The following is a 17,927-nucleotide window of genomic DNA, read 5'->3' on the forward strand; positions in this document are numbered from 1 at the left end:
GCTGCAATTCCGGAGGCCAACCTGAATGAACGTCAGAAAAGTACTCTTTTCTGCTTGCCTGCTGTTGCTGGCGAGCACCACCGTCTATGCCGAAACTCTTAAAATCGGCCTGAATTATCCTCAAACCGGTCGTTACAAGGACCAGGGCCTGCAACAGCGCCTGGGCGCCTTTCTGGCCGTTGACGAAATCAACAAAGCCGGCGGTGTTATGGGCCGCCAGTTGGAACTGGTGATCAGAAATACCCGCGGCGAACCTGCCCAGGGTGCCAAGAACACCGCGGAGCTCATCGACCGTGAAGGCGTCCAGATGGTGTTCGGCGGCGTGTCCAGCGCCGTTGCCATTGCCTCTGGCAAGGCTGCGCGGGATCGCAACCGGATTTACTTTGGCACCCTCACCTACTCGAACGCCACCACCGGTGCCGAAGGTCACTCACACATGTTCCGGGAGCCCTACAACGCCTGGATGACCGCCAAGGCGCTGAGCCAATATCTCACCACCAATCACGCCGACGACGAATACTTCTACATAACCGCTGACTACACCTGGGGCTGGTCTGTGGAAGAGTCTGTGCGCAAGTTTTCGGGAACCGAGGATACCAACCGCCACCAGGGCGTGAAAACGCCTTTCCCCCGAGCGCTGATTACTGACTTCCGGGAGGCGCTGGAGCAGGCAGACGCGAGCGATGCCAAGGTTCTGATGATGGTTCTGTTCGGCGACGACATGGTGCGTGCCCTGAATGTTGCCTACGAAATGGGCCTCACCAAAAAAATGCAGATCGTTGTGCCCAACCTCACCCTCGGTATGGCACGTCAGGTGGGCCCCACCATTATGGAAGGCGTTATCGGCGGCTCACCCTGGGTATGGAACGTACCCTACGAGCTGAACTACCCGAGAGGAAAAGAATTTGTCGAAGCCTTCTCAGAACGGTATGAAATGCGGCCATCAACCGCTGCGGCCTCTGCCTACAGCATTGTTTACCAATACAAGGATGCGGTGGAACGTACCGGCACTACCAATACCGCCAGCCTGATCGAAGCCCTGGAGGGACACAGGTACACCTTCCTGAAGGACGAGCAGTACTGGCGGGAATTCGATCACCAGAACGTCCAGACGGTGTATGTGGTCAAGGTAAAACCGCGCAACACAATCATTGCTGACGAATACAGTTCCGATTATTTCAGCATCATCGATTCCATGCCCGGCGACCAGGCGGCTCAGACCCGGGAAGAATGGGAAGAGCGGCGCCGGGAGGCTGGCAAACCCCTCCGGCTCTGAGTCCACACTAAAAGATCCGGCGATCAGAACAGGTAATCGGTCGTCAGGATCTTCGATTGTCGTCCACGCACGATGCCGGTCACCAGGTCCCGATTGCTGTCACTGGACTTGGTGGCCACGGTTGTGCGGATCGAGAACACCCTCAGGGCATCCGATACCGACAGCGTACCCTCAGCGGAATCCTTTCGTCCGTTAAACGGCAGGGTATCCGGCCCCCTCTGGCACTGGGCATTGAGGTTGATCCGGCCTACCTGATTGGCAAGCAGATCAATCAGCTTGCCCACCGTGTCAGAATCCGAACCGAAGATACTGAGCTGCTGCCCGTAACTGGAATCCCGGACGTGCTCAACCACTTCCTGCTCGTCCGCAAAGGCTGCAACAGGAATGACCGGCCCAAACTGCTCCTCATGGTAGATGCGCATATCGGCGGTTACCGGGTAAAGCACGGCAGGATGAAAATACGTGCCATTGACCTCACCACCACCTTCATTGATCACCGATGCACCCTTGGCGACGGCATCGTCCACCAGCGCCCTGAGGAACCCGATCTTGCCCGGCTCGGGCAATGGCGTCAGCGATACCTCCTGCTCCCAGGGCATCCCCGCAACGAGTTCGTTGACGCCTGCCGATAGCCTACTGACAAACTGATCCGCAAGGGAATCATGGACAAACAGGAGTTTAAGAGCGGTGCAGCGCTGGCCATTGAAAGACAGCGCGCCAGTGACACATTCGTTGACGGCGAGCTCAAGATCCGCGTCTGACAGCACAATGGCCGGATTGTTGGCGTCCAGACCCAGCACAGCCTTCAACCTGTGGGGCTTTGGATGCATCTGTTTGAGCGCTGACGCACCCCGGTGGGTTCCTATAAAGGCGAACATGTCGACCTTACCGCTTTTCATCAATGGTCCGACGGTATCCCTGCCCCGTCCGAAGATAATGTTGATGACTCCCGGTGGAAACGACTTCCGAAATGCTTCCATCAGAGGGCCGATCAGGAGCACCCCGTATTTGGCAGGTTTGAACACCACAGTGTTGCCCATGATCAACGCCGGAATCAGCGTTGTGAACGTTTCATTAAGCGGGTAGTTGAACGGCCCCATGCACAGTGCAACGCCCACCGGTAAACGACGGGTCTGAGCCACCACACCACCGACGATTTCAAATCTCGATGAGCGTCGGTCGAGCACCTTCAACTCATGGATAGTATCGTTGATGTAGTCGCAGGTTCGGTCAAACTCCTTGCAGGCATCTTTTCGGGTCTTGCCGATTTCCCACATCAGAAGCTCTACCACGGCCTCCCGATGGTTGCGCATTTCCACGAGGAACTGTTCGACGTGTTCGATTCTATTGGCTACTGACATGCTAGGCCATTCTCCGCTGCCCTGACCGTAGGCCTGCACCGCCGCATCCAGAGCTTCGAGGGCGGCCGCCTCGTCCATCAGCGGCGTCCGACCGATCACCAGAGGCTGAGGTTCGCTTTCACCCTGCACGATAGTGCAGATCGGGCTGCGAACTTCTGCGAAAGGACCGTCCCAGGGGCGCAGTTTCCCCGCCACCAGGGTATGCGCTATTTCCACGCCGCCCCGACGAAACTGTTCGGGTACGTCGGTTTTTCTCGGAAAAAACGTGGTTTGCATCCAGCGTCTTGGCTGCATTTCCATCTCCATCAATTGGTTTCGCATTCGCCGGCCAGAATGCCGGAAGCCTCAGCCAGGGCACCGGCAATCGTTCCGAATTCGTCAGCATGCAGTGAGGCACCGCCAATCAAGCCACCATCAACGTCGGCAAGACTGAACAACTCGTAGGCATTGGCAGCCTTGACGCTGCCTCCGTATATCACCCGAAGCTCCTGACTGATGTCATCGGATGCCTCAGGTGCACTTTTCGCGATGAATTGGCGAATTTGCTGGTGCACCGCAGATACCTGCTCCGGCGTTGCGGTTTTGCCCGTTCCGATAGCCCATACCGGTTCATAGGCGATTACTCCGTTCGCCATGGCCGCCAGACCTACCTCGTCAATAACAGCCTGGATCTGCTGCTCAATGACTAGCGCGGTACGGTTGGACTCCCGGTCTTCCAGGGTTTCGCCCACGCACAGCACCGGCATGAGACCGGCACCAAGAACCGACCGGTAACGGGCGGCGACCTCCTGATTGCTTTCACCGAACAACAACCTGCGTTCAGAGTGACCCACCAACACATAGCGGCAGCCCATCTCCTGAAGCATGGTGGCGCTGACTTCGCCGGTGTAGGCGCCGGAGACAAACCCAGACGCATTCTGGGCACCAAGCATGATGCCGGTATAGCCCAACAGATCCCGCACCTGAAAGAGATAGGGGTGTGGAGGGCATACCGCCAGATCTATGGACTTGCGGAACATCCTGAGACGGGGCAGCACACGGACCATCAGGGCCTGGTTGGCCTGAAGACTGCCGTTCATCTTCCAGTTTCCAATCAGAATCGGTTTTCTCATGATGTTTCTCCCGAAAAGCGGTTTCAGGTATCCAGAGCGCAACGAATCGCGCCGACACCGGGATAAAACGCGTGAGCGCCAAGGTCCTGCTCGATACGCAGGAGGCGGTTGTACTTGGCGACCCGGTCTGATCGACAGAGTGAGCCGGTTTTGATCTGACCCGATCGGGTTGCCACCGCCAGATCCGAAATGAACGTGTCTTCGGTCTCACCGCTGCGATGGGAAATCACCGTGGTGTAGCCGGCATCCTGGGCCATACCGATCGCATCCAGCGTTTCTGTGAGGGTCCCGATCTGGTTGAACTTGATCAGTACTGAGTTGGCAATGCCCTTGCGGATGCCCTCAGTGATGATCGCGGTGTTGGTCACGAAGAGGTCGTCGCCCACCAGCTGCACCCGTTCGCCGAGCTTCTCGGTCAGCAGTTTCCAACCGTCCCAGTCGCTTTCATCCATGCCGTCTTCAATTGAGGCGATGGGATACTTCATGGCCAGGTCGAGCAGGTAATCCGAGAACTCTTCAGAGGTAAACTGTTTGCCAGCCCCGTTCAGGTTGTAGAGGCCATCTTCGTAGAATTCGGAAGCGGCGCAATCGAGGGCAAGGACCACATCGGACCCGGGCCGGTAACCCGCCTTTTCAACAGCGGCCAGAATGAGGTCGAGGGCCTCCTCGCTGGAACGCAGATTCGGTGCAAAGCCACCTTCATCGCCGACCGCCGTGGACAGGCCGTTTTTCCGGAGAAGCGACTTGAGGGCATGAAAGGTTTCCACACCCATCCGAAGCGCCTCGCTGTAGCTCGGCGCCCCGACGGGCTGGATCATGAACTCCTGGATATCAACGTTGTTGTCGGCATGAGCCCCACCGTTGATGATGTTCATCATGGGCACCGGCAGGATGCTGGGGCCGTTGCAGCCATAGAGCTCGGCAAGATACCGGTACAGAGGCTGTTGCCGGTAATTGGCACCGGCGTTGGCCGTGGCAAGGGATACGGCCAGAATCGCATTGGCACCCAGTTCTGCCTTATTCGGTGTGCCATCCATCTCGCACATGAGGCGGTCCATCACCAGCTGGTCAAACACCACCCGCCCCTCCAGGGCCGGTGCTATGCGTTCGTTAACACACCGGACTGCCTCCAGGACGCCCTTGCCGTTGTAGCGGCGGGCATCACCGTCGCGCTTTTCCAGCGCTTCCCGGGTTCCTGTGGATGCCCCGGATGGCACCCGGCCCTGCCCGACCACGCCGTTACGGAGTTCAACGTCCACTTCCACTGTAGGAAATCCCCGGGAATCCAGAATTTCCCGGGCCGTGACTTTTTTTATGTGTTCCATAGCGTTGTTCCTGTTCAATCATTGTTGTTTGCGAATTTATTTTTTTTGGATAACGAACATTAATTACATCTTAATATTCGTAAACGAACATCATCAAGCGAAAAAAACCGACCAATCAGACAAATTTGTTATATGGAAACGAAAATGATTACGAGAAGGAAAAAGGGCCGGCAGGGTTGGCCCCGGGAGGGGCTACCTTGAAATGCTTTAAAGGGGGGGGAACTATAAGCAACCGGCCAAAACCCACCGTGACAACGGTGCTCTGCCTGCCGCAACTAAAGGGTCCTGTTGCGGCAGACATTGCTCTTGCAGGAATCAGCTCGCTTTAGCGCGCCTCTTCCCAGGTTTTCAGCAGCTCATCATAGGCAACGGTTTTGCCTTGCGGCTTCTCGTTCGCCAGCTTCGGCTTGGGTGCGCCAGGCTGGTCCAGCCAGTACTGCGGGTCGCGCGGCTCGTTCAGCTTTGGACCACAGGTCGGTTGTACGTTGGCACGTTCAAGGCGCTCCATGACCCGATCCTGAGCCTGGGCGAGGCCGTCGAGGGCTTCCTGAGGAGTGGCTTCACCACTGGCCGCCTGGGCAATGTACTGCCACCACAGCTGGGCCAGCTTCGGATAGTCTGGCACGTTGGTGCCGGTCGGGGACCACTGCACACGTGCCGGGCTACGATAAAACTCCACCAGGCCGCCCAGCTTCGGAGCCATTTCAGTCATCGCCTCAGACTCGATGTCGGACTCACGAATCGGAGTCAGGCCGGCAATCGTTTTCTCCAGAGATACGGTCTTGGATACGGTGAACTGCGCGTACAGCCAAGCTGCAAGGCGACGTTTCTCAGGCGTGGAATCCAGGAAAGTCCAGGAACCTACGTCCTGATAACCCAGCTTCATACCTTCTTCCCAGTAGGGCCCACGTGGAGACGGTGCCATGCGCCATTTGGGGGTGCCATCCTCATTCACAACGGGCAGGCCATCCTTGATCATGCTCGCGGTAAAGGCGGTGTACCAGAAGATCTGCTGGGCAACGTTGCCCTGAGCGGGAACCGGACCGGCCTCTGAAAAGGTCATGCCCTGAGCTTCGGGGGGCGCGTACTCACGCAGCCAATCCACGTATTTCGTAGTGGCATAGACAGCCGCAGGCCCGTTGGTTGCGCCGCCGCGGCTGACGCTTGCTCCAACCGGATGACATTCCTCAACGCGGATACCCCACTCATCAACAGGCAGACCGTTGGGAAGGCCCTTGTCGCCGGCACCCGCCATGGAGAACCAGGCATCGGTAAAGCGCCAGCCGAGGGAAGGGTCTTTCTTGCCGTAGTCCATGTGACCGTAAACGCGCTCACCGTCAATTTCCTTCACGTGAACCGAGAAGAACTCGGCGATATCCTCATAGGCCGACCAGTTGACGGGAACACCCAGGTCGTAGCCGTAGATCTCTTTGAACTGTTTTTGCAGATCTTCACGTTCGAACCAGTCGGCCCGGAACCAGTAAAGATTGGCGAACTGTTGCGACGGCAACTGATAGAGCTTGCCATCAGGCCCTGTAGTGAAGTCGAGCCCGATGAAATCATCGAGATCCAGAGTGGGCAGAGTGAGATCTTTACCGGCACCGTTCATGATGTCTTCAACGGCCACTACCTTGCCATAGCGGAAATGGGTACCAATCAGATCAGAATCGTTCACGTAGCCATCGTAGATGTTGCGTCCGGACTGCATCTGGGTCTGGAGCTTCTCGATGACATCGCCTTCCTGAATCAGTGTATGGGTCAGGTTTATGCCGGTAATTTCCGAAAACGCCTTGGCCAGAACATTGGACTCATATTCGTGAGTCGCAATGGTTTCGGAAACCACATTAATGTCCATCCCACGGAATTGCTCAGCGGCTTTGATGAACCACTCCATTTCCTTGAGCTGCTCTTCCTTGCTCAGAGTAGAGTTCTTGAACGCTTCATTAACCCACTTTTCAGCCGCTTCACTGTATTGATCGGCGCTGACATGCAGGCTCAAACCCATGCAGGCGACACCAACGGCGGCGCTAAGCAAAAGGGTCCTCGGATATTTATTGTTGTTGAACATATCCAACCTCGTTCGTCTTTTTATGAATGGAACGAAACAGCCGGGTTTCGTTTCCGCAGTTATAGCGCTCTGGTCGCTATTCTTTTTTTACCGGAATCTCCCGTGATCGATTCCGATCATTAAATTAAAAATAGTTCGTTTTCGAAATCATTACAAGTCCCTTTAAAGAAATTTTAGGTCCGGATGTTCGCAAAAAGAACATAACGAACATCCGGTTACGGATTCACCCCCAGCGCAACAGCACCAATAGCCACACCACCGAAGCCGCGAGCGCAACCCATAACGTGATATCGCTTACAGCCAGGAAAGCCAGGTGTATGTACGCAGCCGAGAGCAATCCGATAAACAGCCGGTCACCACGGGTGGTGGCAATCGGCAGAAAGCCCTTCCTTTCGGTGCACGGGGAGACAATTTCGTAAACCGTCATTACTGCCAGAATTCCCGCAATCACGGCAAAGAAAATGGCAACGGTCGGTGTCCAGTTCATCCAGGCGATCATAAAACGTCTCCTTACACGCGTCCGAGGGCGAAGCCTTTGGCAACGTGGTTACGAACGAACCAGATCACCAGCAGGCCGGGAATGATGGTGAGTGAACCGGCAGCAGCCAGAACACCCCAGTCGATACCGCTCGCCCCTATCGTTCGGGTCATGATGGCACCAATCGGCTGGGCATCCACGGACGTCAGCGTCCGGGCCAGCAGCAGCTCAACCCAGGAAAACATGAAGGCAAAGAACGCCGTTACCCCGATTCCGGAGCGAATCATCGGCAGAAACACCTTCACGAAGAACTTTGGAAAGCTGTAGCCATCAATATAGGCCATCTCGTCATACTCCCGGGGTACGCCGGACATGAACCCTTCCAGTATCCAGACAGCCAGGGGCACATTGAACAGACAGTGAGCCAGCGCCACCGCAATGTGGGTGTCGAACAAGCCAATCGATGAATACAGCTGAAAGAAAGGCAGCAGGAAAACCGCCGGCGGCGCCATCCGGTTACTCAGCAGCCAGAAGAAAAGGTGTTTGTCACCCAGGAACTTGTAGCGACTAAACGCATAGGCCGCCGGCAGTGCCACAAGCAACGTAATGGTTACGTTTATGGACACGTAAATCATCGAGTTTATGTAGCCGTTGTACCAACTGGGATCAGTAAAGATGACGGCATAGTTATCCAGGGTGAAATTCTGGGGCCAGAGGGTAAGCCCCCCGAGAATTTCCTGATTGGTCTTGAACGACATGTTCAACAACCAGTAGATCGGAGTCAGGAGCAGCAGAATAAACAGCGTAATCCCGACGTTTTTTGAACGTGTCTGTCTCATCACACTCTCCTTATTTTTCTTTGTCGGCGTGCGTAATGGCGGTAAAGAAGAGCCATGAAATCAGCAATACAATGAGGAAGTAGATCAGCGAGAACGCAGCCGCGCGCCCCAGATCAAACTGCCCGATTGCCATGGTTGTCAGGGTCTGGCTCAGGAAGGTTGTGGAGCTGCCCGGCCCACCACCGGTAAGCACAAACGGCTCAATGTAGATCATGAAGCTGTCCATGAACCGCAACAGCACTGCGATGATAAGAACACTCTTGAGCCTGGGCAGCTGGATATACCGGAACACCGCCCATTTCGAGGCACGGTCAATTTCCGCCGCCTGGTAGAAGGCCTCCGGAATCGCCCTCAGTCCGGAGTAGCAGAGTAACGCCACCAGCGGAGTCCAGTGCCAGACATCCATCAACAGAACCGTCAACCACGCATCAAGGGTGTCTCCGGTATAGTTGTAGTCAATACCCAACTGATTGATCCCCCAGCCGAACAGACCGATGTCGCCACGGGCGAAGATCTGCCAGATGGTGCCAACCACGTTCCAGGGAATCAGCAGCGGAATGGCCAGCAGAATCAGACAGAGCGAGCCCTTGATGCCGGATTTGGGCATCATCAGGGCAACCCCGATCCCGAGAGGGATCTGGATCAAGAGGACCGCGCCAGAGAATATAAACTGGCGAATCAGGGAATCCTGCAGGCGCTCGTTGCTCAGCACCTCCTTGAACCATTCCGTGCCTACATAGAACGCCTGGCCCGGACCGAAAATATCCTGGACCGAGTAATTCACCACGGTCATCAGCGGAATCAGCGCCGAGAAGGCAACGAGCAGAAATACCGGCAGCACCAGCCACCAGGCTTTGTTGTTTTGTACCTTTTGCATCACTGTTGCTCCTGTATCAGGAATTCATCCACATACAGCTTCAGCCATTGCTTCGGGAACGAGAGATGAACCCGGCTGCCAATCGATGCTGCGAAGTCCTCACTCTGCCGGACTTTCATTTTCTCGTGGTCGAGCTGCACGGTAACTATCTTGTAGGTACCCAGATCCTCGACATCCAGGACCTCCGCCTCGAAGGTGTCGTCTGAAGCCACTGAGGACACTTCCACAAACTCAGGGCGGATTCCGATCTTGATGTTGGTGGACCTGGTCCGCTGCAGGACATCAACCTGCCAGGGTTCAAGTGCCACAACCGTGCCTCCGAAACACACGCCCCGGGGACATCGCTGTACCTCGATGAGATTCATGCCGGGACTTCCGATGAAAAAACCCACGAAGGTGTGGTTGGGCTGTTCGAACAGCTCCGTTGGGGTGCCGAACTGGACGATCTGCCCGCCGTACATCACGGCAATCTTGTCGGCAAAAGTGGAGGCTTCGAGCTGGTCGTGGGTGACATACACCATGGTGATGTCGAACTGCTCGTGAATCTGCTTGAGCTTGCGGCGCAGCTTCCACTTGAGTTGCGGATCGATCACCGTCAGTGGCTCGTCGAACAGAATGGCCGAAACGTCTTCCCGCACCAGGCCGCGGCCCATGGAAACCTTCTGCTTCTCATCCGCGGTCAGGTTCTTTGCCTTTTTGTAGAGCTTGTCCTCAATCTCCAGGACTTCGGCAATCTCATGAACGCGGGCCTTGATCTTGGAAGCTGGAACCTTGTTGTTCTTGAGGGGAAACGCCAGATTGTCGTAGACGGTCATGGAGTCGTAAATGACCGGAAACTGGAAAACCTGGGCAATATTTCTGTCTCGGGGAGACAGCTCATTGACACGCTTTCCGTCGAACAGGACATCGCCCTCGGAGGGCTGAACCAGGCCGGAAATAATGTTCAGCATGGTGCTTTTCCCGCAACCGGACGGCCCCAGCAGCGCGTAAGCCCCACCCTTGTGCCAGACGTGGTCGAGCTGACGGATGGCGTAATCGTCAGGGCCCTCGGGCATATCACTGTAACTGTGGGCGAGTGATTTCAATTGAATTTCAGCCATCAGACAGACCCTCCTGAAACCTGAGACGGTGTGTGCACCAGTTGTTCGTTATTGTCGAAGACGAACAGTTTGTTGATCGGCAAGTACACCTTGATTGGTGAGCCTGTGTGGTACTGATGCACGCCCATCAACTGCAAGACCATTTCGAAGTGACTGTTCTCCACATGCATGAAGGTTTCAGAGCCACTGATTTCGCTGAGCTCTACCTCCATGGACATTTCCAGATCATCGTCGCTGGTAGGCACCAGACCGATATGGCTGGGTCGGATCCCGAACCAGTAGTCACCCGGTTGAAGCTTGGCCAGCTCCTGGGTCAGCGCGTGGTGTGAATATTCGTCGAAGGTCACTTCGGTTTCAGAAACACGCCCGCGAATCATGTTCATCGGGGGTTCACTGAACAACTGTGCAGCGAGGGTGTTCACGGGGGCGCGGTAGACATCCATCACCGGGCCGGTCTGAACCACCTGGCCTTCGTGTAACAATGTGGTTGTGCCACCGAGCGCCAGGGCTTCGTTGGCTTCCGTGGTGGCGTATACCGCTATGCACTGCCGCTCCCGGAACAGGTCCCGCAGTTCCGCCCTGAGCTCTTCGCGCAGCTTGTAATCAAGGTTGACCAGAGGCTCATCGAATAGCACCAGCGTGGCATCCTTCACCAGCGCCCGGGCCATGGCAGTTCGCTGCTGCTGGCCACCAGACAGTTCCAGCGGGTAGCGTTTGAGCAGAGGGTCTATCCGAAGCATGGACGCGGTTTCTTTCACCCGGCGATCAATCTCGGACTCCGCCATTTTTGCAAGCCGCAGCGGCGAGGCGATGTTTTCGTAGACGGTCAGATTGGGGTAATTGATGAACTGCTGATAGATCATCGATATGTTGCGGCTCTGCACGCTCTGCCCTGTGACGTCCTCACCGTTATAGATCAGACGGCCGCTATCAGGCTTGTCCAGCCCGGCCATCAGTCGCATCAGTGAAGTCTTTCCGGCCAGTGTCCGGCCGAGCAGAACGTTAAAGGAACCTGCCTCAAAGGTGAGGTTGGCATCCCGGATATAGTCGACACCGTCGACCTCACGGGAGAGATTCTCCAGTGTTAAGGACATAGGCTTTCCTTTTTGTTCTTGTGGAAACGCACTCCGGGCCGATTTACACCGACCACGAAAATTCGATTTCGAATCTCCTTACGCAAGGGCTATACCAGATTTCGAAGCTCCGTAGGTAATTTCACCTACAACACTGTTTTACATAGCATTTTATTTTTACTCTAGTTTCTCATCCGAAAATACGAATGTTCGTTTAGCAATACTTTGTTCAAATTGAACATTGACGTGAACACCATTTGCACAGATGATTGAGCAACACCTTTGACACATTTGCCTGGGTTAGCTGCTCGAACGTCGACCAGAACAAAAAACGAATGCCAGAGTGACACCAGATGAGAAAAAACGAATATTCGGATTACCGGAGCGTTATTGCCGATTCGTGGAACCGGTGTATTGCCTGGGGCCTTGATCACGATCATGAGCCAACACCGCTGATGCCGGAATCTGCCAGGCTGGAAGAAATAAACCGCCAGTACAGCGAATTGCTCTCGGTGACCGAGGCTGAAGCTCTGCCCTACTACCGGAACGTACTTTCCAACAGCCGATGCCTCATTCTGCTTGCCGATCAGCACGCCACGGTCCTGAACAGCTGGGGTGATGAACGTATCACCGAGACCCGCCTGAAACCCTGGTTCCAGACAGGAGCGAACTGGCAGGAACAGAATTGCGGTACCAACGCCATTGGCACCTCGATTGCCGTCGGTGCGCCCGTCCAGATTCAGCGAAACGAACATTTCCTGAAAACGAACCGGAGCATCATTGGTTCTGCAGCCCCTATTTTCGACGCCCACAGGCAGATTGCCGGTGTTCTCAGTGTATTCAGCGACGCTTACCTGCCACAGGCGCACACCCTGGGCATGGTTCGGCTACTTTCTCAATCTGTCGAAAATCGCCTCATCAACCGTCAGTTTGGCCCCGATCATTTCCAGATAACCCTGAATACAACGGCGGATAACTTCGACAGCCCCTGGTCGGGAATCCTGGTTTGCGATGATTCCGGGCGGGTCATTGCGAGCAACCAGCGAGCGGACCAGTTACTGGGGATGAATACAGTCGAGGCCCGCCTGGATGAATTGTTTACGAGCCGCCGCAATCAAATTCTTGGCCATCCGGAAACCGAAACCTTGCAACTGACCACCCGCAGCAAGGTGCGACTGAGTGCCCGGATCAAACGCCCTACAAGGGTTGCCGATAACCCGGCTCGGATCAGTCCATTACCGCTGTCGAACGACGGCAGGTATTTAGATGAGTTTCTGGGTATCGACAACCTGGAGTTCGGTGATTCGGCAGTGAAACGTTGCGCCACACAAAGTCTCAAGGTACTTCAACGGGGTGTCCCGGTTCTTATCACCGGCGAGACAGGGGTCGGTAAGGAAGTGCTGGTCAAAGCCCTGCATCGGGCATCCCACCGCAAGGATCAACCACTGGTCGCGGTTAACTGCGCGGCCATTCCGCCGGAACTGGTTGAGTCGGAGCTGTTCGGTTACGAAGCCGGTGCCTTCACCGGCGCCCGGGCGCAGGGTTCGCTGGGCTTTATCCGGAAGGCTCACAAGGGCATTCTGTTTCTTGATGAGATTGGCGAAATGCCCCTGTCGGCGCAGTCCCGGCTACTTCGAGTGCTGCAGGAACGGGTCGTTACCCCGGTGGGCTCCACTGACAGTGTTCCTGTCGATATTCTGCTGGTTACCGCGACCAACCGACCTCTGGGCTCACGTATCGACAACGGCCATTTCCGGGCGGACCTCTACTACCGCATCAACGGCCTTTGCGTGGAACTCCCTGCGCTTCGAAACCGGGCCGACAGGTTGCCCCTGATACAAACCCTCTATTCGCAGCACCGGGATCCCGGCCAGTCAGAGCATCTGTCTCCCAAAGTTCTTTCCGCCCTGGAGAACCACCCATGGCCTGGCAACATCCGGCAACTGGTAAATGTGTTGCGGGTGGCGATCGCGATTGCAGACGGGGAGGACGTGCAGGTGTGGCACTTGCCGGAAGACTTTCTCGCGGAATTCGAGGCCACTGCCGGTGAGAAGTCCGAAACAGCGATCCTGGAGCCAGGTGTCGACAACGTTGAGGTGGAACCAGAAGATACACTTGCCACAACGCTCAAGGTCTATCGAAAATGCACAGGCAACGTATCTCAGGCAGCGAGAGAACTCGCTATCAGCCGCAACACACTTTACAAGCGACTGCGGGAATTGGGAGTTCGCTGATATTCGCTGCCGGGAAAGTCAGGGCTTCAAAGCTTTTCCACCGCCTGGATCCAGCCATCGTAAAGCTTGTCCCGATCCTCTTTGGTCATGACCGGCTCGAAATTCCGATCGCATCGCCATAATTCAGCGAGCTCCTCGAGAGATTTGTAAACACCTGCTTCTAGGCCCGCCAGGTAAGCGGCGCCCAGGGCCGTGGTTTCAACAAGCGACGGGCGATCCACCCGGGCACCAAGAATGTCAGCCAGAAACTGCAAAACCCAGTTATTCGCCACCATGCCACCGTCGACCCTGAGGTTAACCGGGCGAATGCCGTCTTTTTCCATGGCCTTCTGCAGATCCTTGGTCTGATAGCAAACGGATTGCAGGCCCGCCGTGACAATCTCCTTGATGCCGGTATCGCGGGTCAGACCAAATATGGCGCCTCTCGCATTGGGATCCCAATAGGGCGCCCCAAGCCCGGTAAATGCCGGCACCAGGTATACACCATGATCGACTGGCGTTCCCTCAGCCAGAGGCTCCGTTTCACAGGCATCCCGGATAAGCTGAAGGCCGTCCCGCAGCCATTGAATGGTGGCGCCGGCGATAAAGATACTGCCCTCAAGGGCATAAGTAGGCTTGCCATTCACCCGATAGGCCACCGTGGTCAGCAACCGGTGCTCCGATTGCAAGGCTTTGTCGCCGGTATTGAGCATCAGGAAGCAACCGGTGCCGTAGGTGCTTTTCGCCATACCGATACCGAAGCAGGTCTGACCGAACAGGGCCGCCTGTTGATCTCCAGCAATACCGAGCACCGAGGTTCCGTTAAGGGCTCCACCCTCTGTGATCTCTCCGAACTGATCGGCAGAGTCCATTACCTCCGGCAACAGCGATTCGGGAATGCCGAAAAGCTCCAGGAGCTCCGGATCCCATTTTTGGTTGTGAATGTTGAACAGCATTGTACGGCTGGCATTGGTGGCGTCAGTGCGATGCTCGCGGCCACCTGTCAATCGCCACAACAAAAAGCTGTCGACGGTACCGAAAGCTAACTCGCCGCGCTCCGCACGCTCCCGCACTCCGTCGACATTTTCCAGAATCCAGCGGATTTTGGTGGCAGAGAAATAAGGATCAATCAGCAGGCCGGTCTTGCTGTTGACCCAGGGTTCGAGCCCTTCACTTTTCAGGGACTCGCAGTAGGAGGCGGTTCGCCGGTCCTGCCAGACGATGGCGTTGTATACGGGCTCTCCGGTTTTGCGATCCCAGACTACAGTGGTCTCGCGTTGGTTGGTAATGCCTACAGCAACCACTTCACCACGATCACCACACTCTTCGGCCATTACTGCGTGACAGGTCTGCTGAACCGATGACCAGAGATCTTCCGGATTATGCTCAACCCAACCACTGGCCGGGAAGTGCTGAGGAAACTCTTGCTGGCGGGTGGCATGTATGTTGCCCTGCAAGTCAAAGAGTATGGCTCGGGAACTGGTAGTCCCCTGATCGATGGAAAGTATGTATTGGCTCATAGGGTTTCGACCTCGGTTTCTTATTTTTTCGCATTTTTACCTTTTTGAACATAAATGCCAAGTAGTTTTCACGGTAAGCGCGCATATTACCAGCCAACCCCTTTAAAAAAGCTGCATAACCCGCTGAAAACTACTAAACTTTGAGACTGTTTTCGGACGCACAGTATTTCGCATGATAAAAATGACAGAGCGGAGGAGGTTTTAATGGCACAGCGTCGCCGACAGGATCTGATTATGGAGCTGATCCAGCAGAACGGTTTCGTCACGACCGAACAGCTGGTAGACCAGTTCAAGGTTACGCCCCAGACCATCCGCCGGGACCTGAATGAACTCGCCAAGCAGAAAAAGCTCCGCAGACACCATGGCGGAGCGGGCATCGATTCCAGTACGGTCAACACCGCCTATCAAGCCCGCAAGATCATGGATCTAGAGGCCAAGGAAAGGATCGCTGAGGCTCTAGTGGAACTGGTTCCGGACAACTCCTCGATGTTCATCAATATCGGCACCACCACCGAGACTATTGCCAAGGCCCTGCTGGAAAAAAACAACCTGCAGATCGTCACCAACAACCTTCACGTTGCGTCCATACTTTCAGCCAAAGAAGATTTCCACGTGATCATTGCCGGTGGTGAGGTACGCAACAGGGATGGCGGGATTGTCGGCGAAGCTACCCGAGACTTCATCAACCAGTTCAAGATGGACTTCGGCATTATTGGCATCAGCGGTATTCACAACGATGGTTCCCTCCTGGACTTTGATTACCGCGAAGTCCGCGTCGCCCAGGCAATCATTGCCAACTCCAACCAGGTTCTTCTCGCAGCCGACCACTCCAAGTTCGGGCGCAATGCCATGGTCCGACTCGGCAGCATTTCCCAGGCCGATCACGTGTTTACGGACCAGCAACCTCCCGTGGAAATCCGCCAGCTGCTGACCGAACACAACGTACAACTCCATATCGTCTGATTGCTTTTCGCTTGCCCCTCTATCCGAAAACGTGAACGCCTCCGCTTTTTCGTTTTTTTTCTATTTTTTCCTTTACGAATATCTTTGGCTTTCGCATAATAGAGTCATACCGCATATTGAACATTGAAAAGTGCGCATGACAACAAAGCGTCTTTTCCATTGGCGTCAGGAGATGACCAACAATGACTATGGAGCACGATCAGTTTGACGTTATTGTCGTTGGCGGCGGAGTCAACGGCACTGGCATTGCCATGGACGCGGCGGGGAGAGGCCTGAAGGTCCTGCTTTGCGAAATGAATGATCTGGCATCAGCCACGTCATCAAGCAGCAGCAAGCTGATACACGGTGGTCTGCGCTATTTGGAACATTATGAATTCCGCCTCGTCCGGGAAGCTCTCGCCGAGCGCGAATCCCTGCTGCGCAATTCCCCACACATCATGTGGCCGATGCGCTTTCGATTACCTCACCGCCCTCACCTGCGCCCAGCCTGGATGATTCGCACCGGTCTGTTTCTGTATGACCATTTGGCAAAACGGGAAATCCTGCCGGGCTCCCGCTCGATCAAGTTCGGTGAGAACGATCCGCTGAAACCCGATATCACCAAGGGCTTCGAGTACTCGGACGGCTGGGTCGACGATGCTCGCCTGGTGGTTCTGACCGCGAAAAAAGCACAGCAGTTCGGTGCGCAGATACTGACTCGCACCAAATGCATCAAGGCGGAACAGGGCAACCGAGACTGGAAAGTCACCCTCCGCGACATGACCGATGAAACCGAAAAAACCGTGTCGGCCAAGGCCATTGTAAATGCCTCTGGCCCCTGGGTGAGCAGGTTATTCGGTGAAACCCTGTCGATGCCGGCCCCGAAAATGATTCGTATGGTCAAAGGCAGCCATATCGTGGTTCCAAGGCTTAACAAGGGCACCGAAGCCTACATTCTTCAGAATGAAGATGAGCGGATCGTGTTTGTCATTCCCTACGAGGATGAGTTCTCGCTGGTGGGCACCACCGACGTCGATTACGAGGGTGACCCGAAAAAAGCAAAGATCTCGCCTGAAGAAACCGACTATCTTCTGAACATCGTGAACTCCCATTTCAAGCGACAACTGGAGCCTTCGGATGTGATCTGGTCTTACTCCGGTGTGCGCCCCCTTATGGACGATGAGCAGGAGAATGCCCAAAAGGCATCACGAGACTACTCCTTCGAGGTCAATAGTGAAAAAGGGAAGGCGCCGCTGATTTCGGTTTTCGGGGGCAAGATCACGACCTATCGCAAGCTGGCCGAAGCCGCCACTGACAAACTGTGTCAGTTCTTTCCAGAGGCTGGCGGGCGCTGGACCAAGACCGGAGTTTTGCCGGGCGGCGACTTTGCCAACCACGAGGCACTTGAAGAAAAACTCAGACGAGACTTCCCTTGGCTCTCAGAGAAGGTGATTAGCCGCTATGTGCGCACCTATGGCACAACCAGCTATGACATTCTCCGGGATTGCCATTCGATGGACGATCTGGGCATACATTTCGCCGGGACGCTGTATCAGCGCGAAGTCGAGCACCTGATCAAGAACGAATGGGCCATGACGTCAGAGGATATTCTCTGGCGCAGGACCAAACAGGGGCTATACGCCAGCGACTCCGATATTGAAGCCCTGGAACGTTATCTGATGAAAACTGTCACTACTGAAACTCGCAAAACTGCTCTCCACCACAGCGCCTGAAGCTCTCTCA

General features: G+C 55.4%; 14 protein-coding genes. 4 read left to right on the forward strand and 10 right to left on the reverse strand.

Going from position 1 to position 17,927, the window contains the following annotated elements; genetic code table 11:
- Positions 1 to 25 precede the first annotated feature (25 nt).
- Entirely contained in the window at positions 26 to 1,276 is a 1,251-nt protein-coding gene (locus ACO06L_RS05400) for a substrate-binding protein (protein WP_202347471.1), read from the forward strand.
- 23 nt (positions 1,277 to 1,299) lie between these two features.
- On the opposite strand, the gene ACO06L_RS05405 is transcribed toward ACO06L_RS05400, so the two are convergent.
- The 9 genes from ACO06L_RS05405 to ACO06L_RS05445 all read right to left on the reverse strand — a co-directional run bounded on the left by ACO06L_RS05405 (position 1,300) and on the right by ACO06L_RS05445 (position 11,530).
- Entirely contained in the window at positions 1,300 to 2,931 is a 1,632-nt protein-coding gene (locus tag ACO06L_RS05405) for an NADP-dependent glyceraldehyde-3-phosphate dehydrogenase (RefSeq protein ID WP_202347470.1), read from the reverse strand.
- Between the two features lie 11 nt (positions 2,932 to 2,942).
- The gene (gene tpiA, locus ACO06L_RS05410; RefSeq protein ID WP_202347469.1) at positions 2,943 to 3,749 is read right to left on the reverse strand and encodes a triose-phosphate isomerase; all 807 of its coding nucleotides are present in this window, start codon (positions 3,747 to 3,749) and stop codon (positions 2,943 to 2,945) included.
- 23 nt (positions 3,750 to 3,772) lie between these two features.
- Entirely contained in the window at positions 3,773 to 5,074 is a 1,302-nt protein-coding gene (gene eno / locus ACO06L_RS05415; protein WP_202347468.1) for a phosphopyruvate hydratase, read from the reverse strand.
- A 325-nt stretch (positions 5,075 to 5,399) separates the two neighbouring features.
- Positions 5,400 to 7,142, reverse strand: a complete 1,743-nt coding sequence (locus ACO06L_RS05420) for an extracellular solute-binding protein (protein ID WP_064228939.1) — start codon at positions 7,140 to 7,142, stop codon at positions 5,400 to 5,402.
- A 223-nt stretch (positions 7,143 to 7,365) separates the two neighbouring features.
- The gene (locus ACO06L_RS05425) at positions 7,366 to 7,641 is read right to left on the reverse strand and encodes a DUF2160 domain-containing protein (protein ID WP_064228938.1); all 276 of its coding nucleotides are present in this window, start codon (positions 7,639 to 7,641) and stop codon (positions 7,366 to 7,368) included.
- Between the two features lie 11 nt (positions 7,642 to 7,652).
- Positions 7,653 to 8,459, reverse strand: a complete 807-nt coding sequence (locus ACO06L_RS05430) for a carbohydrate ABC transporter permease (RefSeq protein ID WP_064228937.1) — start codon at positions 8,457 to 8,459, stop codon at positions 7,653 to 7,655.
- Between the two features lie 10 nt (positions 8,460 to 8,469).
- Positions 8,470 to 9,336 carry a carbohydrate ABC transporter permease gene (locus tag ACO06L_RS05435; RefSeq protein ID WP_064228936.1) on the reverse strand — a complete coding sequence of 289 codons (867 nt, stop codon included), beginning with the start codon at positions 9,334 to 9,336 and terminating at the stop codon, positions 8,470 to 8,472.
- Complete coding sequence (locus tag ACO06L_RS05440) at positions 9,336 to 10,436, reverse strand: ABC transporter ATP-binding protein (RefSeq protein WP_202347467.1); 1,101 nt, start codon at positions 10,434 to 10,436, stop codon at positions 9,336 to 9,338. Before ACO06L_RS05440 ends, ACO06L_RS05435 begins: the two co-directional genes overlap by 1 nt.
- Positions 10,436 to 11,530: an ABC transporter ATP-binding protein gene (locus tag ACO06L_RS05445; RefSeq protein ID WP_202347466.1), complete on the reverse strand. Its 1,095-nt coding sequence runs from the start codon at positions 11,528 to 11,530 to the stop codon at positions 10,436 to 10,438. Before ACO06L_RS05445 ends, ACO06L_RS05440 begins: the two co-directional genes overlap by 1 nt.
- Positions 11,531 to 11,862: 332 nt before the next feature.
- On the opposite strand from ACO06L_RS05445, the gene ACO06L_RS05450 reads away from it, so the two are divergent.
- A complete protein-coding gene (locus ACO06L_RS05450) occupies positions 11,863 to 13,743 on the forward strand; it encodes a sigma-54-dependent Fis family transcriptional regulator (protein ID WP_202347465.1) in 1,881 nt (626 codons plus the stop codon).
- Between the two features lie 26 nt (positions 13,744 to 13,769).
- On the opposite strand, the gene glpK is transcribed toward ACO06L_RS05450, so the two are convergent.
- Positions 13,770 to 15,242 carry a glycerol kinase GlpK gene (gene glpK, locus ACO06L_RS05455; protein WP_064228932.1) on the reverse strand — a complete coding sequence of 491 codons (1,473 nt, stop codon included), beginning with the start codon at positions 15,240 to 15,242 and terminating at the stop codon, positions 13,770 to 13,772.
- A 204-nt stretch (positions 15,243 to 15,446) separates the two neighbouring features.
- Between glpK and ACO06L_RS05460 the strand changes: the two genes are divergently transcribed.
- Both ACO06L_RS05460 and glpD read left to right on the forward strand, forming a co-directional pair.
- Positions 15,447 to 16,205 (forward strand): DeoR/GlpR family transcriptional regulator, encoded by a 759-nt coding sequence (locus ACO06L_RS05460; protein ID WP_202347464.1) that lies wholly within the window; start codon positions 15,447 to 15,449, stop codon positions 16,203 to 16,205.
- Positions 16,206 to 16,387: 182 nt separating this feature from the next.
- On the forward strand, positions 16,388 to 17,917 hold the full coding sequence (gene glpD, locus ACO06L_RS05465; protein WP_202347463.1) for a glycerol-3-phosphate dehydrogenase: 1,530 nt from the start codon (positions 16,388 to 16,390) through the stop codon (positions 17,915 to 17,917).
- Positions 17,918 to 17,927 lie beyond the last annotated feature (10 nt).

Source organism: Marinobacter sp., assembly GCF_965229985.1.
In the GTDB taxonomy this organism is placed as follows: domain Bacteria; phylum Pseudomonadota; class Gammaproteobacteria; order Pseudomonadales; family Oleiphilaceae; genus Marinobacter.